A 20,681-nucleotide genomic window follows, 5' to 3' on the forward strand; every position below is an offset into this window, starting at 1 on the left:
CATGGAAGGAATCGGCCGCCGACGCAATCCTTACGAGCTCACCGAGGAGTCGCCGGTCTACGTCATCTCCGTGGCGGCCCAGCTGTCGGGCCTCCACCCGCAGACCCTGCGGCAGTACGACCGCCTCGGCCTGGTCTCCCCCGACCGCACGGCCGGCCGCGGCCGCCGCTACTCGGCGCGTGACATCGAGCTCCTGCGTCAGGTGCAGCAGCTGAGCCAGGACGAGGGCGTCAACCTGGCCGGCATCAAGCGCATCATCGAGCTGGAGAACCAGGTCGCTGCGCTGAGCGCCCGTGTCGCCGAGCTGCAGTCCGTCGTCGACGGCGCGGCGGCTGCGATGCAGCAGCGCGAGGCGCAGGTCCACGCGTCTTATCGCCGGGACCTCGTCCCGTACCAGGACGTCCAGCAGGCGAGCGCGCTCGTCGTCTGGCGCCCTAAGCGGGAGCAGAAGAAGCACGGCTGATTCTTTCGGTTCGGCCCGCGGGCCCGTCACCCACTGTGTGGGTGACGGGCCCGTCGTGCGTTTCATGTGGCCGCCGCCGCCCATGCGGCGGGCACCCTGTGGCTGATCTCGCACCAGACCGTCTTGGTCTCCTCGCCGTGCAGGTCGCGATGCAGCGGGGTGTACCCCCACCGGTCCGCGAGTGCCTGGAGGAGGCGGAGGCCGCGGCCGTTGCTGTCGAACGGGCGTGTTGTCGCGCGGAGTGCGGGCGTCTTCGCGCACGCGTCCCGTACGACGACCCGTAGGGTCCCCCACTGCGACCAGGCGAGCGTCAGCTCGGCGGTGCTGGTGGTGTGCACGATCGTGTTCGTCAGCATTTCCCCTGCCAACAGCTCGGTCCGGCCGATGAGTTCGCGTAGCCCGTGGGCGATGAGGGTGGCGCGGATGGTCGTGCGGGCGACCTGGACGGCTCGGGCGTCGTGGGGGATGAGCAGGCGATACTCGAACGGTTCGACGTCCGGGGCGGGGGATGGCTTCGGGGTGGCGGGAAGGTGCAGCAGCATGTCGCCTCCTGCGGTGGGGTGTTGGTGGCCGAGCCGGTGTCGATGCCGCCGCGCCGCTGCGCGGGCAGGGCAGGGCGGTGCGCTTCCGGGGCGGCCGGATTTCGCCACTGTGTGAGCGGCGCGCCACTCAACGTAGGTGCCAAATATGGCACCCAGCAACCGCGTTGGGAAAGTTCGCCCGATGGGGTCCGGTCGTGCCACAGTGGCGCGAGAGTACGAGGAGAGGTGTATGCCGCCGAGGACGAATCCCACCGCTCGCCAGGTGCGATTGGGGGCAGAGCTAAGGAAGTTGCGAGAGTGCGCTGGTGTGGCTGCGGGTGAGGCTGCACGCGTCGTCGGCGTTGATCAGGGCAAGATGTCGCTCTACGAGTCGGGTCGTACGGCGGTGAGCGAGGAGCGACTGCGTCGGCTGGCGAGCCATTACGGCGTGCCGGACGCCGCGTTGGTGGATGCGCTGGTTGCCATGGCAACGGAGCGTAGGCGCGGGTGGTGGGAGAAATACCGGAGTGTCATCGCTCAGCCGCTCCTGGACCTGGCTGAAATGGAGCACCACGCTGTGCGACTGAGGTCGCTGCAAGTGGTCCACATGCCGGGGCTTTTGCAAACCGAAGCGTATGCGCGTGCGGTGTACAGCAATAACTCGCACGAGCTGCTTCCTCAAGAGCTCGATGCCATCGTTGACTTCCGGATGAAGCGTCGCCAGATTCTCGACCGCGAGGCGCCGCCGAGGTTGGACGTCCTCGTCCACGAAGCAGCCCTTCGCATCAAAGTGGGCGACAGCCGGGTTCTGCGGGAACAGATCGCATTTATCCTGGAGACGTCTGAACGACCAGGTGTGAGCGTGCGAGTTATCCCTTTCGCGGCGGATGGTTTCGGCGGCGCCTCGTATGCGATGCTCTACGCCGAAGCGGCAGTGCGACAGCTGGACACGGTTCAGTTCGACGCGGTGCACCACAGTGTCTTCGTGGGCGAAGAAGACCGGCTTGTCGACTACAGACGAGTTCTCACTGCTGTAGAGGGCCTAGCGCTGACTCCGGCTGCATCGAGGGACCTCATGCGCTGCATTGCACGGGAGGCATGAGGGAATGGCCTGGCAGAAGAGCACGTACTCGGGAGGGACTCCCAACAACGAGTGTGTGGAAGTCGCCGCTGTAAACGGCGATGTCACCCTTCGCGAAAGCGACGCCCCCGGCACGGTCATAGTGACCGCACCGGCTTCGTTCGCGGCACTCATACGCGCCGTAAAGGCGACCCGCGCCTGACCGGCGCCCATCGGTCGCCACGCTCGCCGCAAGGCAGCGCGATCCTCCCCGCGGAGGGCCACAAATCGCCCACCCGTGTGAGGTTTTCGCTGCCGCACGTGCCCACGAGGCCCGGGGTGGGGCCGGGTCGTTCCCGTGGCCTGCGTGCCTCCCTCGGCCGGCGTGGTACGGGGGAAATCCGCGCATGTTCAGGACTGGGTGCGCCCTTGTTAACGTGGCGGGATGAACGACACCACGTCCGACGACGCCGCGCCGAACCGGCCGGCGACCTCGCGGTCCGGGAAGCCCATGTCGCTGCGTACGCTCAGGCGAGCGGGCCGGTGGGAGACGCTCGCCCTGCTCGTCGTCCTGCTCGTCGTCGTCTTCGCCTTCGCCTAGGCGCGTCTCGGCGTAGGGCAGCGCGATCCTTCACGGGAAGGGCCGCAAAACGCCCACCGGAGTGGGGACTGCGCTGCCACACGCACACGCACACGCACGCGCGCTCCGCGCCTAGCGGCGCTGGCGGTCGTCCCGCCTACCGAAGAGGCGACCGGCGAGGTCGACGCCAACGATCGTGCCGGCGTCGTCGCGGGTGAAGAAGCCGCGCTGGTCCGCGAGGCCGCCCTCGGTGATGACGTATTCGTCGTCGCCTCCGGGCAGGAGGCCCATCGCGGCCGCCGGGTAGTCCGGGGGCATCTCCATGTCCGACGCCTCGCGGATCTCCGGCTTGATGCCGACCGCCAGCGTGAGGCGGGAGCCGTCGGTGGCGATGTCGAGGTTCATGGCGTCGTTCTCGTAGTGGCCGACGACCTCGTGCGCCGCGGCGGCGTCGTACGGCAGCGGCTCGGGGGCGTGCTCGACCACGCCGAGGTAGTGCTCCAGGGTCCAGCGGAGGGCGGCCTGGTTGAAGACGTAGCCGTCGGGGCCGGCGTTGGAGAGGGCGACGACGGCGAAGTTCCGCTCGGGTACGACGAGGAGCTCCGCGAACTGGCCGTTGCCCGAGCCGCCGTGCCCGATGGTGTGGACGCCGTCGATGTCGCGCAGGAACCAGGCGATGCCGAAGGCGTCGCCGAGCGTGCTGCCGCGCAGGGCGACCGTCTCGCTCTGCATGCGCCGCAGCGCGTCTGCGGGGAGGACGCTGTCTGCGGCGGTCGTGCCGAGGTGGAAGCGGGCCCAGCGCAGGAGGTCGCTCGCGGAGGAGGCGATGCCTCCGCCGGGGTTGTTGGCGCGGTCGCCGGGGCGGAAGGCCTTCCAGGGCTGGGCGGACCGCATCGTTCCGTCCTCGCCGAGGTTGTGGCCGACGGCGAAGCGCCGGATCATCACGTCCTCGGGGTCGTAGAAGGTGTTCGAGAGGCCCAGGGGTTCGAGGACGAGTGAGGATATGGCCTTCTCGAAGCTCAGGCCCGTGACCTTCTCGACGATCCGGCCGGCCAGGTTGTAGCCGGCCTGGCTGTACGAGGGGCGGGCGCCCGGCGGGGCGATGAGGGGGAGCTGGGCCATCCTCGCCACGTACGAGGGCAGGGTGCCGTCCTCCTCGCCGGTGTCGAGCAGGGCCCAGTCCAGGCCTCCGGTGTGGTTGAGGAGGTTGAGAACGGTGATGCGTTCCGCGGTCTCCTCGTCGGCGAGTTCGAGCTCGGGGACGTAGCGGCGCACCGGCGCGTCCAGGTCGACCTTTCCTGCCTCGACCAGGCGCATCAGCGCCGTCGCCGTGAAGGTCTTGCTCACCGAGGCCAGGTGGAAGAGCGTCCGCTCGTCGACAGGCAGCGGGTTGTCCAGGCTGGTCACGCCGTGGGACGCGTAGGTCTCGCGCCCGTCCATCAGCACCCCGACGGCCACGCCGGGAACGCCCAGCTCCTCGGCCTTGGCCTCGACGAACCCGGCCAGCTGCTGCTCCTGCGACATCGCTTTCCCCTCCGCTGACTTACTTACTTGAACTAAGTGCAAGTGCAGCGTAGGGCAGGTCCTGTACTTAGTTCAAGTAGGGTGATGGGTATGCCTCGGAACACCCTGACCGCAGACCAGATCGTCCGTGCCGCCATCACGCTGCTGGACGAGGAGGGGCTGGACGGTCTCAACATGCGCAGCCTGGGCAAACGGCTGGGTTCGGCCGCCACGGCGATCTACTGGCACATCAAGACCAAGGACGATCTGGTCCGGCTGGCGGGCGACGCGGTCTGGGGCGAGGTGGCGCTGCCCGACCTCGATGCCCACGACTGGCGTACGGCCGCCACCGCCATGGCCACCGGCATGCACGCCATGCTCACCCGGCATCCGTGGCTCGGGCAGGCGTTCGGCAGCCACTTTCTCTACGGGCCCGGCAAGTCCCGTTACGACGACCACACCCTCGCCCTCTACGAGAAGGCGGGTTTCGCGGCGGCCGACGCGGACCGGGCGGCCGGCACGGTGTTCCTCTTCGTGGTCGGCAGCGCACTGGGGCCCGCCTCCGAGGTCTCACTGAACCGGCGGCTGGGCAAGGACGGGGACGCGGAGCAGCAGATGGCCGAGACCATGGCGCGGGCCACCGAGGTCGCCATGGGCTTCCCGCGCCTGCGCGAGCGGCTCGGCACCGCCGCCGCCACCGGCTACGCGGCCGCGCCGGACAGCACCTTCGAGTTCGGCCTGCGGGCCATTTTCGACGGGTTCGAGGCCCGTCTCACCGGTGGCAGCGCTGTCTGAGGAGGGGGCAGCGCCCGAAGGGGCGCGGGGAACTGCACGACCAGCCACGACGGCGCCGCAGCCGATCGACCCGCCCCGCCGTGGCGCCTCCCGCGGAGCGCTCAGCCCCGGCCCAGCGCCCTCGTGACCGCGATCTCGATGACCACCCGGTCGGGATTCGGCCGCGGTACGCGCTCGTACCGCTCCGCGTAGCGGCGCACCGCGTCGGCGACGGCGTCGGCCTCGGTGCGGACGACGGCGCGGCCTTCGAGGGTGGCCCAGCGCTTGCCCTGGTGCTGGGACACGGCGACCCGGGCGCCCCCGGGGCCCGCGGCCTGGACGTTGGCGACCTTGCGGCCGCTCTTGTCGCAGATGACCCGGGCGATCCCCGCCTCGGGGTCGTAGGTGACGCCGACGGGCACGACGTGCGGGGAGCCGTCGGGGCGCAGGGTGGTGAGGGTGCAGACGTGCCGCTCGCGCCAGAAGGCGAGGTAGGCGGGGTCGGGGTCGCGGAGGTCGATCGCCATGGCGGCCAGGTTAGACCCGGTCGGCCGGGCCGTGGGGCCCGCCCGGCCGATCGGGGCCGTCAGGCGGTCCGGCCGACCGGGCACGTCAGGCGGTCCAGCAGGTGTCAGGCGGTCCAGTACAGGACCGGCGCGGCCGGTGCCGATTCGGTGCCGTCCGCCGTCACCGCCGTCACGGCGTACCAGTACTTGGTGCCGTCCTTGACGTCCGCGTCCTGGAGCGAACGGCCGCTGACGGGCGCCGTATTCAGTTTCGTCGCGCCGCTGCGGTCCGTGGCGTCGGGCCGCTCCTCGGACGTCCAGCGGTAGACGTTGTAGCCCACGATCCGGGGGTCGCCGGGCCTGGCCTTGCCGTCGTCCCAGCTCACCAGGGCGATCTCGCCCTGGTTGCCGGCGCTGCCGACGTTCCACATGACGGGGGCGGCGGGCTGTCCGGGCTTGCGCTCGGCGACGGTGGGCTTGACCGACTTCGAGTACGCCGACCGGGCCGGGGTGACGGCGACGACCGCGTAGAAGTAGTCGTTGCCCTCCTTCTCCGGGACCTGGAGGGTGACGTCCGGTCCGCCGGCCTCGTGGAAGAGTTCGGCGCCGGTCTCGGGGCGTACCGGGGCGGTCTTGGAGCGGTAGATCATCCAGTGGTCGGGGCGGTCGCCCACCTCGGGCTGCTTCCAGTGGATGTTCAGCGTGCCGTCCGCCAGGGTGGCGGCGACGTCGACCGGGGCCGCGTGCCAGGGACGGACGATGTCCCGGGGCGTGGAGAAGGCGGATTCCGCGCCGTCCTTGCCGACGGCCGTGATGGCGTAGCTGTAGTGGACGCCACCCTTGTCCAGCTCGGTCTCGTCCACATGGCGCCCGGCGAAGGGCACCTTGCCCGCGGTGGCGATCACCTGGGCGGTGTCCGGGCCGTCCGCCGTGCGCCAGCGGTGGATGCGGTAGCCGGTGGTGGCCTCGTCCTTGTTGGCGGTCCAGGTCAGGACGACGCCGTTCTCGTAGCGGGCCTCGAAATCCGTGGGCACGGACGGGCCGGAAGCGACGGCTGCGACGGCTGTGACGGCGGATGAGGGTGCCGTCTGCGCGGCGGAGGCCGGAAGGGCGAGTCCCGCCGTCGCGGCGAGGACGAGTGCGGTGCCGATGGCCGCGCGGCTCAAGGGGCGGTTCAAGGGGCGCGGTCCCCCGTGGGATCGGAACATGGTGAAAGTCCCTGGTGTGAGAACGGTTGGCGCCGTTTGGTGGGGGGAACGCCGTAAATGATCTTGGCACAGCTCCGCCCGGAAAGGGGAATGGCTGTACTTTTCGGGCGTGAGGGCTGCGCGGCGAAGGTTGAGTGGAATAGACTCAACTTATTGCATGTTCCGGCAGGCAAGGCCTGTGAGTACGAGGAGGAGCCCGTCACCGTGGACGCCGAGCTGACCAACAAGAGCCGGGAAGCGCTGAGCGCCGCTAACGACCGTGCCGTGTCGGCCGGGCACGCCGACCTGACGCCGGTCCACCTCCTGCTGGCCCTCCTGGCCGGCCAGGAGAACGAGAACGTGATGGATCTCCTCGCCGCCGTCGAGGCCGACGCCGCCGCGCTGCGGTCGGGGGCCGAGCGGCTGCTGGCGGGGCTGCCGAGCGTCCAGGGGTCGACCGTGGCGCCGCCGCAGCCGGACCGGGAGCTGATGGCCGTCCTCGCGGACGCCGCCGACCGCGCCCGTGACCTGGGCGACGAGTACATCTCGACCGAGCATCTGCTGATGGGCCTCGCCGCGCGCGGCGGCCGCAGCGGCGCGCTTCTGGACCAGCAGGGCGCTTCCGCCAAGAAGCTGCTGGAGGCGTTCGAGGCGGCCCGTGGCGGCCGGCGCGTGACGACGCCCGACCCGGAGGGCACGTACAAGGCGCTGGAGAAGTTCGGCACGGACTTCACGGCCGCCGCCCGGGACGGCAAGCTCGACCCCGTCATCGGCCGGGACCACGAGATCCGGCGCGTGGTGCAGGTGCTCTCGCGGCGGACGAAGAACAACCCCGTGCTCATCGGTGAGCCCGGCGTCGGCAAGACGGCCGTCGTCGAGGGGCTCGCGCAGCGGATAGTGAAGGGTGACGTTCCCGAGTCGCTGAGGAACAAGCGGCTGGTCGCGCTCGACCTGGGCGCGATGGTCGCGGGCGCGAAGTACCGGGGCGAGTTCGAGGAGCGGCTGAAGACCGTCCTGGCCGAGATCAAGGCCAGCGACGGCCAGATCATCACCTTCATCGACGAGCTCCACACCGTCGTGGGCGCCGGCGCCGGCGGGGATTCCGCCATGGACGCGGGCAACATGCTCAAGCCCATGCTGGCGCGCGGCGAGCTGCGCATGGTCGGCGCGACCACCCTCGACGAGTACCGCGAGCGGATCGAGAAGGACCCCGCGCTGGAGCGCCGCTTCCAGCAGGTGCTGGTGGCCGAGCCGTCCGTCGAGGACACCATCGCCATCCTGCGCGGCCTCAAGGGCCGTTACGAGGCGCACCACAAGGTGCAGATCGCCGACTCCGCGCTGGTCGCCGCCGCCACGCTCTCCGACCGGTACATCACCTCCCGCTTCCTGCCCGACAAGGCCATCGACCTCGTCGACGAGGCCGCGTCCCGGCTGCGGATGGAGATCGACTCCTCGCCCGTGGAGATCGACGAGCTCCAGCGCGCCGTCGACCGGCTGAAGATGGAGGAGCTGGCCTTGCGCAACGAGTCCGACGAGGCCAGCAAGGAGCGCCTGGCCAAGCTCCGCCGCGACCTCGCCGACAAGGAGGAGGAGCTGCGCGGCCTGACCGCCCGCTGGGAGAAGGAGAAGCAGTCCCTCAACCGCGTCGGTGAGCTGAAGGAGCGCCTGGACGATCTGCGGGTGCAGGCCGAGCGCGCCCAGCGCGACGGCGACTTCGACGCCGCCTCCAAGCTGCTCTACGGGGAGATCCCGGCCGTCGAGCGCGAGCTGGAGGAGGCCGCGAAGGCCGAGGTGGAGGCCGAGCAGGAGGCCGCCACCAAGGACCTCATGGTCAAGGAGGACGTCGGCCCGGACGACATCGCCGACGTCGTCGCCTCCTGGACCGGCATCCCCGCCGGCCGGCTGCTGGAGGGTGAGACGCAGAAGCTGCTGCGCATGGAGGAGGAGCTGGGCAAGCGGCTGATCGGCCAGGCCGAGGCCGTACGCGCCGTCTCCGACGCCGTGCGGCGCTCGCGGGCCGGGATCGCCGACCCCGACCGTCCCACCGGCTCGTTCCTCTTCCTCGGCCCCACCGGCGTCGGCAAGACCGAGCTGGCCAAGGCGCTCGCCGACTTCCTCTTCGACGACGAGCGGGCGATGGTCCGCATCGACATGAGCGAGTACGGCGAGAAGCACTCCGTCGCCCGCCTGGTCGGCGCGCCCCCCGGCTACGTCGGCTACGAGGAGGGCGGCCAGCTCACCGAGGCCGTGCGCCGCCGCCCGTACACGGTGGTGCTGCTGGACGAGGTGGAGAAGGCCCACCACGAGGTCTTCGACATCCTGCTCCAGGTCCTGGACGACGGCCGGCTCACCGACGGCCAGGGACGGACGGTGGACTTCCGCAACACCATCCTCATCCTCACCTCCAACCTCGGCTCGGCCTTCCTGATGGACCCGCTGCTGAAGGAGGAGCAGAAGAAGGAGAGGGTGCTGGAGACCGTCCGCGCCTCCTTCCGACCCGAATTCCTCAACCGGCTCGACGACACCGTCGTCTTCCACCCGCTGGGCACCGACCAGCTGGAGCGGATCGCCCGCATCCAGATCGGCCACCTCCAGCGCCGTCTCACCGACCGCCGGCTCACCCTGGACGTCAGCGACGAGGCCCTGCGCTGGCTCGCCTGGCTCGGCCACGAGCCGGGGGCGGAAGGCGCCGCTCAGCCGGACCTGGCCTATGGCGCGCGGCCGCTGCGCCGGCTGGTCCAGACGGCCATCGGCGACCGGCTCGCCCGCGCGATCCTCTCCGGGGAGGTCCGGGACGGGGACACGGTTCGCGTCGATGTGGCGGACGGAGCGCAGGAGCTTACCGTTTCGCCGGTGCGGGAAGAGGCGTTCGAGAAAACGCCATGACATCCGGCGGGGCGGGGCTACCAGGCCCCGCCCGCGATGGGGGAGGATGGCGGGAGACCGTACGAAGGGAAGAAATCGGTGAGCATCGACCCGTCCTCGATTCCGAATTTCGGGAACCAGCCCGAGCCGCAGCATGAGGCGGGCGCGAGTGGCCCCGTCATCCCGGACAAGGACCTGATCAAGCAGCTCCTGGAGCAGATGGAGCTCAAGTACGTCGAGGACGACGAGGGTGACCTCGCCGCGCCGTGGGAGCAGTTCCGGACGTACTTCATGTTCCGGGGCGAGGAGGAGCAGCAGGTCTTCTCCGTGCGCACGTTCTACGACCGTCCGCACGACATCGAGGCCAAGGGCAAGCTCCTTGAGGCCATCGACGACTGGAACCGCCGCACGCTGTGGCCGAAGGTCTACACCCACACCCACGACGACGGCACCGTCCGTCTGATCGGTGAGGCGCAGATGCTGATCGGCGTCGGCGTGGCCCTGGAGCACTTCGTCTCCAGCACGGTCAGCTGGGTGCGTGCCTCGATCGAGTTCGACAAGTGGCTCGTCGAGCAGCTGGGCCTGGAGGCCGAGATCGAGAAGCCGGACGACGAGGCCTGAGCCTTTCGCGTCTTGGCTGTCTCAGTCGCGACAGCGGCTGCAGCGGTTACAGCGGTTACATCGGGACCCTGGCCACGGTCAGCAGATAGGTCCCGTAGAGGAACGAGAGCCCGGCCAGCGCGCCGATCGTCACGACGACGGTGCGCGGCCGGGCTCTCGCCATCGCCACGGCGGCCGGCAGCAGCAGCGGAAAGGCCGGCAGCAGGAACCGCGGCTTGGAGGCGAAGTAGCTGGAGCCGCCGACCGCGATGACGGCCAGCACCAGCGCGTACGCCAGCAGCGCGGCGGGCGGCCGGTCCAGGGCCAGGAAGACCAGGGCGACGAGGGCGACGGCGAGGATCGCCAGGGTGACGTAGTACGCCATGGAGTCCCGGCCGGTGAACAGGTGCCGGGTGAAGAGGAAGGCGTCGCGCCCGAAGTCGAAGCGCGAGCCCCACAGCCGCTGCACCCTGAAGTAGCCCAGCGGCCCGCCCCCGGACTGGAGGCCGGCCCAGACGACATAGCCCGCCCAGCCCAGCGGCGCCATGGCCGTGCCCGCCCAGATCCGCCGGTCCCGGCGGGCGTCCGGATCGCGCCACAGGGTGATGGCCGCGGCGACGGCGATCGCGGCGGCCACGGCGATCGCGTTGGGCCGGGAGAGCCCGGCGAGCAGCGCCAGCGCCCCGGCCCAGAGCCAGCGGCGGGTGCACAGGGCGTAGAGCGACCAGGCGGCCAGCGCGGTCATCAGGGACTCGGTGTACGCCATGGTCTGCACGATCGCGTGCGGCAGCAGCCCCCACAGCAGCACCAGGACCGTGCCCACGCGGCGGCCGTGCAGCCGCTCGCCGACCGCGTAGACGCCCCAGGCGGCGGCCCCGGCGGCCGCCCACGCCACCAGGAGCCCGGCCGTGACGACGCTGACCGGCAGCACGGCCACGACGCCCCGGACCAGCCCGGGGTAGAGGGGGAAGAAGGCGAGGTCGTTGTAGAAGACGCCCTTGGTGGTGGGCGAGGGGACGACCAGGCCGTAGCCGTGGCGGGCGACGCCCGCGTACCAGATGCCGTCCCAGAGGTGGCCGAGGAGGGTGCGCGGGTGCTTGCCGATCCACCAGGCCCACGCGGCCATCACCGTCATGCCGGTCAGCCGGGTGGCGGCGTAGAGCCCGAGCGCGGGCAGCGCCCGGCGCAGCGCCGCGCGAACGCGGTCGGTACGGCCGGGACGGCGGCGGCCCTGGGGGGCGCGGCGCGGTTCGGGGGCCCGGACGGGCACTGCGTCACGGTGGACGGCGGGGCCGGCGGACACGGGGTACCTCCGGTGCGGGACGGGACGGTCGAGGCACACCGACCGGAACGATCGAGGCATACCGACCATGCGGCGCGGTCCTCGCGCGCGCGACCGGGAAACGCCCGTAAGCGGTGTGCCTTCCACCCGCTCGGGCGCACCCCGGAGTGTCGGCGGGCCGAAGGCCGCCCGGTGTGCTGGGGCCGTCCGGTGTGCTGGGCGGCGCCGCGCGCCCCGCCTATCGTGATCTCGATCGTCCGGACCGGAATGACCCGATGGGACAACGGGAGTGGGGATGAGCATGGACACCAGGGAGACGGGCTGGCGCCCGGCGGAGCGGGTGCGGGGCATGGGGGAGTCGGTCTTCACGGAGATGACCGAGCTGGCGCGGCGGACCGGGGCGGTCAACCTGGGCCAGGGGGTGCCCGAGCTGGACGGGCCCCGCCCGCTGCTGGAGGAGGCCGCCGCGGCGGTGCTGGCGGGCGCCAACCAGTACCCGCCCGCCTATGGCTTCCCCGCGCTGCGCGAGGCCGTCGCTGGGCACCAGCGGCGGCGGTACGGGCTGGAGTACGCGCCGCAGGGCGAGGTGCTGGTGACCACGGGTGCCACGGAGGCGATCGCGGCGGCGCTGATGGCGCTGTGCGATCCGGGTGACGAGGTCCTCGCCTTCGACCCCTGCTACGACGCCTATCCGGCGGTGGCCCGCTTCGCCGGGGCGCGGCTGGCGCCGGTGCCCCTGGCCGAGGAGACAGGCGCGGACGGACGGCCCGGCTTCGTACTGGACCTGGACGCGCTGCGGGCCGCCGTCACCGGCCGTACCCGCGTCCTGATGCTCAACACCCCGCACAACCCCACCGGGAAGGTGTTCACGGCGGCGGAGCTGGCGGCGATCGCGGAGCTCTGCCGGGAACGCGATCTGACGGTGGTGACGGACGAGGTCTACGAGCACCTGGTCTACGACGACGTGCCGCACCGGACGATCGCCGCCCTGCCGGGGATGCGGGAGCGGACCCTGACCATCTCCTCGGCCGGCAAGACCTTCAACGTCACGGGGTGGAAGGTCGGCTGGGTGTGCGGTCCGGCCCGGCTGGTGTCGGCGGTGGCGGCGGCGAAACAATTCCTCACTTATGCGTCCGGTACGCCCTATCAGGAGGCGCTCGCGCGGGCATTGGGGGGCGTGGAGGAGTGGGCGGGGGAGCTCCGGCGCACTCTGCGCCGTAACCGGGATCTGCTGAGCGAGGGGCTCACCCGGGCCGGTCTGCGCCCCTATCGCGCGGAGGCGGGATATTTCCTCCAGGCGGACATCCGCGCGTGGGGGCACGCGGACGGCGTGCGATTCTGCCGTGAACTGCCGCTGCGCGCCGGGGTGGTGGCGATTCCCACCTCCGCCTTCCAGCTCGCTCCGGACGCCCCCTCCCATCTGGTGCGTTTCTCCTTCTGCCGGCGGGAGAAGTCCGTGGTCGAGGCCGTGGAGAAGCTGATCGCCGCCGCCTGATCGGGAGATTTGCAAGGGGCTCATGCCCAGCCGCATATGCGTCCGGCGGGTTTTCCGTATCCGCCGGACGCCGAGGTGTTGAACTTATGTGCGCCGGTCTGTTGAACATTTGAACTGCATGGCCCTCGGGTGGATGGAAAGTTGCAGATGATGGGTAAAACCGCTGTGGGCGCCGCTCTTTCGTGATTTCCTCTCAATCAGAGCCACGTTGAGACAATCCCCGGGAATCCCAGCACACCGGAATGGCCCCTGCCGGAACCGGTCCGCGGGACCTCAAATGTGGGCATGAGCCGGCGCACTCGATCAGGAATCTGGTCCTCCTCGGGGCGGGCCGGCCCACCCTCCACTGCCGCTCGCGGAGCCGACCCATGCTCACCACCCTCAAGACCACCTACACCGATACCCGCGCCGCCGATCTCGCCTGGTGTCTGGGGAAGGACCCCCTGCCAGCGCTGGCGGTGCTCGATCTGCAACTCGACGACTCGGCGGTGCAGTTGCGCCTGCTGGGCGCCTCCCACCAGGTCATACTCGAAGAGGAGGACGGACTCTGCTCGGAGACGGTCGCCTGCATACCCGGCAGCCAGACCCCGCTGCCCCTCGGTGTCGCCAAGCGCGTGGGCGCGTGGGAGTACGAGTTCGCGGCCCGGGTGGAGACCCTCTCGCGATGTTCGTTCGCGGGCCGCGCCCAGGAGCTCCTGGCGCTGGTCGCCGAACACCCCCAGGGGCTGGCCGGAACGTTTCCCGGCGATCCCCACGCCTTCACGGCCCTGCTCGCCCAGCGCCGCGACGGCCAGATCAGCTGGCGCACCTGGCACGCGTACCCCCAGGAGGGGCGGCTGGTGGCCACCCGGACCCGGGTCGGCGTGCGGATGACCGCGCCCCTGTAAGAGATCTTGTAAGAGACCTTGTAAGGGATCTTGTGAGAGATGACCGCGCCCCTGTGGGAGTCGCCCAGGCGCGTGAATATTAAACCCGTGTGGGTGACAAGGGGGCCCTGGTTCGTGACGTAGCGTTACCGCATGGTCCTCCACCGCCCGGTACCGGCGCGGCTGCCCGTACCGGCCGGGCTCGGCCGTCTCGCCGTGCTGACCACGGTCTTCGTCTGCGCCGCCTGCGGGCTCGTCTACGAGCTGGAGCTGGTCGCCCTCGCCTCCTACCTCCTCGGCGACTCCGTCACGCAGGCGTCCGTCGTGCTGTCGGTCATGGTCTTCGCCATGGGCATCGGCTCGCTGCTCGCCAAGCGGCTGCGCGCCCGCCCGGCGCTCGGCTTCGCCGTCGTCGAGGCGGTGCTCGCGCTGACCGGCGGCCTCTCCGCCATGGCGCTCTACGCCTGCTTCGCCTGGTACGGGCAGGCCCGGCTCGCCATGGTGGGCTTCTCGCTCATGATCGGGGTGCTCATCGGAGCCGAGGTGCCGCTGCTGATGACGCTCATCCAGCGCATCCGCCGCCAGGACGCGGGCTGCGCGGTCGCCGATCTCTTCGCCGCCGACTATGTGGGCGCCCTGGTCGGCGGGCTCGCCTTTCCCTTCCTACTGCTGCCCGTGCTGGGCCAGTTGACGGGCGCCCTGGTCACCGGCGCGGTCAACGCCGTGGCGGGCGGGGCGCTGGTGCTCTGGCTCTTCCGGCGCGATCTGTCGACGCGGGCCCGCTGGGCGCTGCTCACCGCCAATGGCCTGGTGCTGGTGGTGCTGGCGGCGGGCTCGGTGCTCACCGGCCCCTTCGAACGGGCCGCCCGGCAGGCCGTCTACGGCACGGATGTAAGGGTCGCGGTGCGATCGGGGGTCCAGGAGGTGGTGCTGGCCGGCGGGGACGGCGACGGGCGGCCGCTCTCCCTCTTCCTCGACGGCCGGCTGAAGGTCAGCGGGGATGACGAGCCCCGCTATCACGAAGCGCTCGTCCACCCCGCCATGGCCGGGGCGCACCGCCGGGTCCTCGTCCTCGGCGGCGGCGACGGCCTCGCCGTCCGCGAGGTGCTGCGCTACGCCGACGTCCGCTCCGTGACCGTCGTCGAGCTCGACCCCGAGGTGCTGCGGCTGGCCCGGACGGATCCCGGCCTCGCCGCCCTCAACCGCCGGGCGTACCGCGATCCACGGGTGCGGGTGGTGACCGCCGACGCCTTCGACTGGCTGCGCGAGGGCCGGCCGGCCGTCGGCCCGTACGACGTGGTGATCTCCGATCTGCCCGACCCGGGGCTGACGCCCAGTACCAAGCTCTACTCCCAGGAGTTCTACGGGCTGGTGACGCGCGTCCTCGCCCCCGGCGGCCGAATAGCCGTGCACGGGGGAGACCTCGACGCCCGGCCGCATGTCTTCTGGACCGTCGACGCGACGCTGCGGTCCGTGGGGCTGCGCACCGCGCCCTATCGCGCGGCCGTCCCCCAGGGACGCGGGGCGCCCGAGCGGGACTGGGGGTTCCTGCTGGCCGCGCGGGCGCCGGTACGGCTGGCGCTGGCCGAGGCCCGGCCGCCCCTGCCGTCCCTCACCCCGGAGACGCTGCGCGCCGAGGGCCGGGCGGCCGAGCGCCGCAAGGAGGTGGGCGCCCTGCCGTCGACGCTGATGCACCCGCGCTATGCGGGCTGACGGCTACGCGGGCTGACCGCGCAGGGCCGTCCGGAAGGCGCCGGGGGTGTCTCCCGCGCGCTGCTGGAAGAACTTGGAGAAATTGGCGGCGTCGGCGAAGCCGAGCCGTTCGGCGATCCGCGCGGCGGGCAGCTCGCTGTGCGCCAGCAGCCGTTTGGCCTCCAGCATTACCCGGCGGTCGACGAACTCCTTCGCCCCGACCCCGGCCGCCGCCAGGGTGGCCCGTGACAGGGTGCGGGGCGCGTAGCCCAGGGTCCGGGCGTAGTCGGCCACCCGGCGATGTGCGGCGAAGTCGCGCTCCACGGCGGCGCGGAAACGCATAAAGGCGTCCCCGGGGGCGGGCAGGCCGCTCACGGGAGCGGAGGCGTGCGTCAGCCGCAGCACCAGCACCGAGAACAGATGGCGCAGTACCTCCGTGCGGATGGCGGAGGCCAGCCGCTCGCCGGTGCGGTAGTCCGTCGCCAGATGGCGTACGGCGCAGAAGACGGCCTCCCGGTCCTCGTCGCCCGGCCGCCACAGCACCGGCCCGAACGGGTCGTCCGCCGCTTCGGAGACCGCCGTGCCCGGGGGAATGAAACCCGGCTGGACGAGCACGACCGTGCCTTCGATCGCGTCGACGTCGCCGAACTGCTGGACCTGCCCGGGGCGGACCCACAGCACCGATCCCGCGTCGAGGGTGTGGGTGCGGAAGTCGACGGTGTGGACGGCGGAGCCGGCGTCGACGGCGACGATCTGGTGGAAGTCCAGCCGCTGCGGCCTGGTCAGCAACCCCTCGGCGGCCCGCTCGCGCAGCTCGGCCAGGGGCATCACCTCCAGCCCGGGCGGGGCGCCGGGCGGGGACTCATAGGCGAGCTCCAGGATGCCGCCGTCGCCCTCGACGGACGTGCATCGGGCAGTGTGTCGCTTTTTCACCATGGGAAGACGCGAGCCTACCTGGCCGGGTGGTGCGGTCGCTCCTAGCGTGGTCATTGCGTACCACGCGTACCGATCACCACACACATCCACGTCACCACACGTCCTTGAACCGTGCGACAGGAGACACCCTCATGGCGAAGATCGCCCTCTTCGGAGCCACCGGCACCATCGGCACCCGCGTCCTGCGCGAGGCGCTGGACCGCGGCCACCAGGTCACGGCCGTCGTCCGCGACCCCGCCAAGCTCACCGAGCAGCACCCGAACCTCACCGTCACCACCGGGGACGTCCTCGACCCGGCCTCGGTCGCCGCGGCGGCCAAGGGCCAGGACGTCGTCGTCAGCGCCGTGGGCGGCGGCGACGGCCCCGGCCATGTCGCCACCATCAAGCCCGCGGCGGAGTCGCTGGTCGCCGGTCTGCGCACGCTCGGCGACACGGCCCCCCGGCTGATCACGGTCGGCGGCGCGGGCTCGCTGCGGACCCCGGACGGCAAGCTGGTCTGGGACGCGGAGGGGCTGCCGGAGTTCCTGCTCCAGATCATGCACGCGCACGGCGACGCGCTGGACTTCTACCGCACGGTCTCCGACGTCCGCTGGACCAATGTCTCCCCGGCCGGTCTGATCGAGCCCGGCGAGCGCTCGGGCACCTACCGCAGCGCGCTCGACGACCTCGTCGTGGACGCGGAGGGCAAGAGCCGGATCTCCGCCGAGGACTACGCGGTGGCGCTGATCGACGAGATCGAGACGCCCAAGCACGTCGGAGAGCGATTCACTGTCGGAGACTGACCGTCTTCTGACGGAAAGTTCGATCGGATTCGACCGGGGCGGGCCTGGTGCGGGGCCCGATGGGTAGGCTCGCTAGCTATGGAGCATGAGGTGTTCGTTCCGTTTCCCGTCGGTGCGGTGCGGCGGGTCCTCTCCGACCCCGCGCGCGTCGCCCGCTGCGTCCCCGGCCTCCAGCAGGACGCCTCGTCCGGTGCCGCCCTCACCGGGCGGCTCCGGCTGCGCATCGGCGGATCCACGATCACCTACCGGGGTGAGATGCGGCTGACCGAGCGGGACGGCTCGTACCAGCTCTCCGGTGAGGGCACCGAGGCCCGGGGCTCCGGCACGGTGACGCTCACGCTGAGCGCGCAGCCGGAGGAGACGCCCGGGGGCACCCGGCTGAGCTGCACGGGAACGGTCGCCGGCGTGGGCCGGCTCGCGGAGTTCGACGCGAAGACCGCCGAGTCCGTGGCGCGGCGGCTGCTCGACCGCTTCGGGGCGGCGCTGGCGGAGGAGCTGCGGGAGGACGCGGCGGAGGTGCCGGCGGTGTCGGCGCCCGCGCCGGCACCGGCGTCCGACGGTGACACCGAGCCCGACGGCGACGGCGAGGACGACGGGCCGCTCGGCGGGGCGGGCGGCTTCGAGGACGACGTCCTCGACGGCGAGCCCCCGGCGGAGGCGGCGCACGCCCGCCGCACGATGATCGGCCGCAGCGCGGAGGAGGTCGACCACGCGCCACCGCGTGGGCGCTACGCGCCGGTGCCGGCGCCCGAGGCGGCCACCGGCACGGCGGTGCTGCGGTGGGCCGCGCCGGCGGCGGCGATCGCGCTGGCGGGTGCGGTGGTTGTCACCCGCGCGTTCCGCCGCAGGCGCTGAACGCCGGGTCCCCTGGCGGGACCGGGGCGGCGGCAAGCCCCAGGCCCTAGGGTCAATCCCGTGAGCGAAAACGTAACGTTGGCCGCCGGCCGTGCCGAAGTGACCGTGGACCCGGGCAATGGATGCCGGCTCGCCGGCCTCAGGATCGACGGAGTCGAGCTGCTCCGCCAAGGCCCCCGCTATGGCGCCTTCCCCATGGTCCCGTGGTGCGGCCGCATCGCGCTCGGCCGCTTCCGGGACGGCGGCGAGACGCACCAGATGCCCATCAACTCCGCCCCGCACGCCATCCACGGCACCGGCCGGGACGTCGCCTGGCGTACCGCCCGGGTCGATGACCGCTCCGCCGCGTTCACCTACGACCTCGCCGACCCCTGGCCGTACAGCGGCCGGGTCACCCAACTGGTGGAGCTGACGGAGGAATCCCTCACCCTCACCATGGGCGTCGAGACCTATGACGACTCCTTCCCGGCGCAGGCCGGCTGGCACCCCTGGTTCCTGCGGAACCTCGGCGTGGGCAAGGACGTGGAGATCGGTTTCCAACCGTCCTGGCAGGAGGAGCGCGGCGACGACCACCTCCCCACCGGACGGCGGATCGATCCCCGGCCCGGCCCCTGGGACGACTGCTTCGGGATGCCCGACGGCGTCGATGTCACCCTCACCTGGCCCGGCGCCCTGGAGCTGAAGGTCACCAGCCGCGCCGAGTGGGTCGTGGTCTACGACGAGCAGACCGAAGCGGTGTGCGTGGAACCGCAGTCCGGCCCGCCCAACGGGCTGAACACCCACCCCCGCCTCGTCACCCCGATCGACCCCCTGGAGATCGCCACGACCTGGACCTGGCGGTCCCTGGGCCTGGCCTAAGCTCATGGACATGAGCGAAGCGCGTGAGGCACTGCTGGGCCAGATCAAGGACAAGGCCGTGATCCACGGCAAGGTCACCCTCTCCTCCGGCATGGAGGCCGACTACTACATCGACCTGCGCCGGGTCACCCTGGACGGCACGGCCGCGCCGCTGGTCGGGCAGGTCATGCTCGACACGACGGCCGAGCTCGACTTCGACGCGGTGGGTGGCCTGACCATGGGTGCCGACCCGGTGGCGACCGCGATGCTGCACGCCGCCGCGGCGCGCGGGAAGTCGCTGGACGCCTTCGTCGTGCGCAAGGCGGCCAAGGCCCACGGTCTCCAGCGCCGTATCGAGGGTGCCGACATCAAGGGCCGCCGCGTCCTGGTGGTCGAGGACACCTCCACCACCGGTGGCTCGCCGCTCACGGCCGTCGAGGCCGTGCGCGAGGCCGGTGGCGAGGTCGTCGCGGTCGCCACGATCGTGGACCGGGCGACCGGTGCCGCCGAGAAGATCAGCGAGACCGCGGGCGTTCCCTACGTCTACGCCTACTCCCTGGACGAGCTCGGCCTGGCCTGATCCGTCGGCCTGGCCTACTGGCCTGACCTGCACTTTCGTGGGAATTCGCGCGAAAGTGCGAGCCCCGTTCGACCCTGAAGGGCGCGGTGTTTCACGTGAAACACCGCGCCCTTCGGTTATTCCGTTGAAGATCCGTGACCAGCACCATGTGGAGCAATTTCGGGAGTCTGGGAAGATGGGTTCGACGATGACCGTCGCCCCCTAGGTCAGGGCCCGTTCAGCCCGTACCCGCACATCACAAGGAGCGGACAGATGCCCATCGCAACCCCCGAGGTCTACAACGAGATGCTCGACCGGGCGAAGGCAGGCAAGTTCGCCTACCCGGCCATCAATGTGACCTCGACGCAGACTCTGCACGCCGCCCTGCGCGGCTTCGCCGAGGCGGAGAGCGACGGCATCATCCAGATCTCCACCGGTGGCGCGGAATTCCTGGGTGGCCAGTACAGCAAGGACATGGTCTCGGGCGCCGTCGCCCTCGCCGAGTTCGCGCACGTCGTCGCCAAGAAGTACCCGGTGAACATCGCGCTGCACACCGACCACTGCCCGAAGGACAAGCTGGACGGCTATGTCCGCCCGCTGCTCGCGATCTCCCAGGAGCGCGTCGCCGCCGGTCAGAACCCGCTCTTCCAGTCCCACATGTGGGATGGCTCCGCCGAGAAGCTCGACGAGAACCTGGCCATCGCCAAGGAGCTCCTCGCCGAGGCCGTGAAGGCGAAGATCATCCTTGAGGTCGAGATCACCCCGACCGGTGGCGAGGAGGACGGCGTCTCCCACGAGATCAACGACGACCTCTACACCACCGTCTCGGACGTCGAGCGCACCGCCGAGGCCCTGGGCCTGGGCGAGAAGGGCCGCTACCTGCTGGCCGCCTCCTTCGGCAACGTCCACGGCGTCTACAAGCCGGGCAACGTCGTGCTCCGCCCCGAGCTGCTCCGTGACCTCCAGGACGGCATCGCCGCCAAGCACGGCAAGGCCGACCCGTTCGACTTCGTCTTCCACGGCGGCTCCGGCTCCACCGAGGAGGAGATCCGCACCGCGCTGGAGAACGGCGTCGTGAAGATGAACCTCGACACCGACACCCAGTACGCCTTCACCCGCCCGGTGGCGGCCCACATGTTCAAGAACTACGACGGCGTCCTGAAGGTCGACGGCGAGGTCGGCGACAAGAAGACCTACGACCCGCGCACCTGGGGCAAGCTCGCCGAGGCGAGCATGGCCGCGCGTGTCACCAAGGCCTGTGCCGACCTGCGCTCCACCGGCACCAAGCTGAAGTAACCCGCCAAGGGTCAGGGGCCCG

Annotated in this window: 21 protein-coding genes; 15 read left to right on the forward strand and 6 right to left on the reverse strand. The window is 71.1% G+C overall.

The annotated features are described in order from the left end of the window. Position 1 precedes the first annotated feature (1 nt). Complete coding sequence (locus RM609_RS20385; RefSeq protein WP_311612832.1) at positions 2-463, forward strand: heat shock protein transcriptional repressor HspR; 462 nt, start codon at positions 2-4, stop codon at positions 461-463. 62 nt (positions 464-525) lie between these two features. Here the strand turns inward: RM609_RS20385 and RM609_RS20390 are convergent, their stop codons facing one another. Further along, a complete protein-coding gene (locus RM609_RS20390; RefSeq protein ID WP_311612833.1) occupies positions 526-1,005 on the reverse strand; it encodes an ATP-binding protein in 480 nt (159 codons plus the stop codon). Between the two features lie 229 nt (positions 1,006-1,234). On the opposite strand from RM609_RS20390, the gene RM609_RS20395 reads away from it, so the two are divergent. The 3 genes from RM609_RS20395 (at position 1,235) to RM609_RS20405 (ending at position 2,645) form a co-directional block, all read left to right on the forward strand. Further along, positions 1,235-2,086 carry a helix-turn-helix domain-containing protein gene (locus RM609_RS20395; RefSeq protein ID WP_311612834.1) on the forward strand — a complete coding sequence of 284 codons (852 nt, stop codon included), beginning with the start codon at positions 1,235-1,237 and terminating at the stop codon, positions 2,084-2,086. 4 nt (positions 2,087-2,090) lie between these two features. After that, a complete protein-coding gene (locus tag RM609_RS20400) occupies positions 2,091-2,267 on the forward strand; it encodes a DUF397 domain-containing protein (RefSeq protein ID WP_311612835.1) in 177 nt (58 codons plus the stop codon). Between the two features lie 222 nt (positions 2,268-2,489). Beyond that, a complete protein-coding gene (locus RM609_RS20405; RefSeq protein WP_311612836.1) occupies positions 2,490-2,645 on the forward strand; it encodes a hypothetical protein in 156 nt (51 codons plus the stop codon). A 111-nt stretch (positions 2,646-2,756) separates the two neighbouring features. Here the strand turns inward: RM609_RS20405 and RM609_RS20410 are convergent, their stop codons facing one another. Continuing rightward, positions 2,757-4,148 carry a serine hydrolase domain-containing protein gene (locus RM609_RS20410; protein WP_311612837.1) on the reverse strand — a complete coding sequence of 464 codons (1,392 nt, stop codon included), beginning with the start codon at positions 4,146-4,148 and terminating at the stop codon, positions 2,757-2,759. Between the two features lie 90 nt (positions 4,149-4,238). On the opposite strand from RM609_RS20410, the gene RM609_RS20415 reads away from it, so the two are divergent. Further along, a complete protein-coding gene (locus RM609_RS20415) occupies positions 4,239-4,922 on the forward strand; it encodes a TetR/AcrR family transcriptional regulator (protein WP_311612838.1) in 684 nt (227 codons plus the stop codon). Positions 4,923-5,023: 101 nt separating this feature from the next. Here the strand turns inward: RM609_RS20415 and RM609_RS20420 are convergent, their stop codons facing one another. Together RM609_RS20420 and RM609_RS20425 are read right to left on the reverse strand one after the other, a co-directional pair. Next, on the reverse strand, positions 5,024-5,428 hold the full coding sequence (locus RM609_RS20420) for a pyridoxamine 5'-phosphate oxidase family protein (RefSeq protein WP_311612839.1): 405 nt from the start codon (positions 5,426-5,428) through the stop codon (positions 5,024-5,026). Between the two features lie 104 nt (positions 5,429-5,532). After that, positions 5,533-6,585, reverse strand: a complete 1,053-nt coding sequence (locus RM609_RS20425; protein ID WP_311612840.1) for a fibronectin type III domain-containing protein — start codon at positions 6,583-6,585, stop codon at positions 5,533-5,535. Between the two features lie 234 nt (positions 6,586-6,819). Here RM609_RS20425 and clpB point away from each other — a divergent pair, with 234 nt between their 5' ends. Then, the gene (gene clpB / locus RM609_RS20430; protein WP_311613003.1) at positions 6,820-9,480 is read left to right on the forward strand and encodes an ATP-dependent chaperone ClpB; all 2,661 of its coding nucleotides are present in this window, start codon (positions 6,820-6,822) and stop codon (positions 9,478-9,480) included. A 78-nt stretch (positions 9,481-9,558) separates the two neighbouring features. Next, entirely contained in the window at positions 9,559-10,080 is a 522-nt protein-coding gene (locus RM609_RS20435) for a YbjN domain-containing protein (protein ID WP_311612841.1), read from the forward strand. 55 nt (positions 10,081-10,135) lie between these two features. Here RM609_RS20435 and RM609_RS20440 read toward each other — a convergent pair whose 3' ends face one another. Continuing rightward, the gene (locus RM609_RS20440; protein ID WP_311612842.1) at positions 10,136-11,362 is read right to left on the reverse strand and encodes a hypothetical protein; all 1,227 of its coding nucleotides are present in this window, start codon (positions 11,360-11,362) and stop codon (positions 10,136-10,138) included. 280 nt (positions 11,363-11,642) lie between these two features. On the opposite strand from RM609_RS20440, the gene RM609_RS20445 reads away from it, so the two are divergent. The 3 genes from RM609_RS20445 (at position 11,643) to RM609_RS20455 (ending at position 15,415) form a co-directional block, all read left to right on the forward strand. After that, positions 11,643-12,836, forward strand: a complete 1,194-nt coding sequence (locus tag RM609_RS20445; protein WP_311613005.1) for an aminotransferase class I/II-fold pyridoxal phosphate-dependent enzyme — start codon at positions 11,643-11,645, stop codon at positions 12,834-12,836. A gap of 368 nt (positions 12,837-13,204) precedes the next feature. Beyond that, a complete protein-coding gene (locus RM609_RS20450) occupies positions 13,205-13,723 on the forward strand; it encodes a DUF2617 family protein (protein ID WP_311612843.1) in 519 nt (172 codons plus the stop codon). A gap of 132 nt (positions 13,724-13,855) precedes the next feature. Further along, a complete protein-coding gene (locus RM609_RS20455; RefSeq protein WP_311612844.1) occupies positions 13,856-15,415 on the forward strand; it encodes a polyamine aminopropyltransferase in 1,560 nt (519 codons plus the stop codon). Between the two features lie 3 nt (positions 15,416-15,418). Here RM609_RS20455 and RM609_RS20460 read toward each other — a convergent pair whose 3' ends face one another. Further along, on the reverse strand, positions 15,419-16,330 hold the full coding sequence (locus RM609_RS20460) for a helix-turn-helix domain-containing protein (protein ID WP_311612845.1): 912 nt from the start codon (positions 16,328-16,330) through the stop codon (positions 15,419-15,421). Between the two features lie 131 nt (positions 16,331-16,461). Between RM609_RS20460 and RM609_RS20465 the strand changes: the two genes are divergently transcribed. From RM609_RS20465 to fbaA, 5 genes are all read left to right on the forward strand, one after another. Continuing rightward, positions 16,462-17,112: an NAD(P)-dependent oxidoreductase gene (locus RM609_RS20465; protein ID WP_311612846.1), complete on the forward strand. Its 651-nt coding sequence runs from the start codon at positions 16,462-16,464 to the stop codon at positions 17,110-17,112. A 78-nt stretch (positions 17,113-17,190) separates the two neighbouring features. Next, entirely contained in the window at positions 17,191-17,967 is a 777-nt protein-coding gene (locus tag RM609_RS20470; protein ID WP_311612847.1) for an SRPBCC domain-containing protein, read from the forward strand. Positions 17,968-18,027: 60 nt separating this feature from the next. After that, positions 18,028-18,825: an aldose epimerase family protein gene (locus RM609_RS20475; RefSeq protein WP_311612849.1), complete on the forward strand. Its 798-nt coding sequence runs from the start codon at positions 18,028-18,030 to the stop codon at positions 18,823-18,825. 10 nt (positions 18,826-18,835) lie between these two features. Further along, on the forward strand, positions 18,836-19,384 hold the full coding sequence (pyrE, locus tag RM609_RS20480) for an orotate phosphoribosyltransferase (protein WP_311612851.1): 549 nt from the start codon (positions 18,836-18,838) through the stop codon (positions 19,382-19,384). A gap of 252 nt (positions 19,385-19,636) precedes the next feature. Further along, on the forward strand, positions 19,637-20,659 hold the full coding sequence (fbaA, locus tag RM609_RS20485; RefSeq protein WP_311612852.1) for a class II fructose-bisphosphate aldolase: 1,023 nt from the start codon (positions 19,637-19,639) through the stop codon (positions 20,657-20,659). Positions 20,660-20,681: the final 22 nt, after the last annotated feature.

It is taken from the genome of Streptomyces hesseae, assembly GCF_031845785.1.
Lineage (GTDB): Bacteria > Actinomycetota > Actinomycetes > Streptomycetales > Streptomycetaceae > Streptomyces > Streptomyces hesseae.

Excerpts from the sequence above, each read along its gene's own strand:
- RM609_RS20395 (WP_311612834.1), top strand. The coding sequence starts at position 1,235 with ATGCCGCCGAGGACGAATCCCACCGCTCGCCAGGTGCGATTGGGGGCA.
- fbaA (WP_311612852.1), top strand. The coding sequence starts at position 19,637 with ATGCCCATCGCAACCCCCGAGGTCTACAACGAGATGCTCGACCGGGCG.
- RM609_RS20405 (WP_311612836.1), top strand. The coding sequence starts at position 2,490 with ATGAACGACACCACGTCCGACGACGCCGCGCCGAACCGGCCGGCGACC.
- RM609_RS20400 (WP_311612835.1), top strand. The coding sequence starts at position 2,091 with ATGGCCTGGCAGAAGAGCACGTACTCGGGAGGGACTCCCAACAACGAG.
- RM609_RS20445 (WP_311613005.1), top strand. The coding sequence starts at position 11,643 with ATGGACACCAGGGAGACGGGCTGGCGCCCGGCGGAGCGGGTGCGGGGC.
- RM609_RS20390 (WP_311612833.1), bottom strand. The coding sequence starts at position 1,005 with ATGCTGCTGCACCTTCCCGCCACCCCGAAGCCATCCCCCGCCCCGGAC.
- RM609_RS20420 (WP_311612839.1), bottom strand. The coding sequence starts at position 5,428 with ATGGCGATCGACCTCCGCGACCCCGACCCCGCCTACCTCGCCTTCTGG.
- RM609_RS20465 (WP_311612846.1), top strand. The coding sequence starts at position 16,462 with ATGGCGAAGATCGCCCTCTTCGGAGCCACCGGCACCATCGGCACCCGC.
- RM609_RS20410 (WP_311612837.1), bottom strand. The coding sequence starts at position 4,148 with ATGTCGCAGGAGCAGCAGCTGGCCGGGTTCGTCGAGGCCAAGGCCGAG.
- RM609_RS20455 (WP_311612844.1), top strand. The coding sequence starts at position 13,856 with ATGGTCCTCCACCGCCCGGTACCGGCGCGGCTGCCCGTACCGGCCGGG.
- RM609_RS20460 (WP_311612845.1), bottom strand. The coding sequence starts at position 16,330 with ATGGTGAAAAAGCGACACACTGCCCGATGCACGTCCGTCGAGGGCGAC.
- RM609_RS20415 (WP_311612838.1), top strand. The coding sequence starts at position 4,239 with ATGCCTCGGAACACCCTGACCGCAGACCAGATCGTCCGTGCCGCCATC.
- RM609_RS20470 (WP_311612847.1), top strand. The coding sequence starts at position 17,191 with ATGGAGCATGAGGTGTTCGTTCCGTTTCCCGTCGGTGCGGTGCGGCGG.
- RM609_RS20385 (WP_311612832.1), top strand. The coding sequence starts at position 2 with ATGGAAGGAATCGGCCGCCGACGCAATCCTTACGAGCTCACCGAGGAG.
- RM609_RS20450 (WP_311612843.1), top strand. The coding sequence starts at position 13,205 with ATGCTCACCACCCTCAAGACCACCTACACCGATACCCGCGCCGCCGAT.
- pyrE (WP_311612851.1), top strand. The coding sequence starts at position 18,836 with ATGAGCGAAGCGCGTGAGGCACTGCTGGGCCAGATCAAGGACAAGGCC.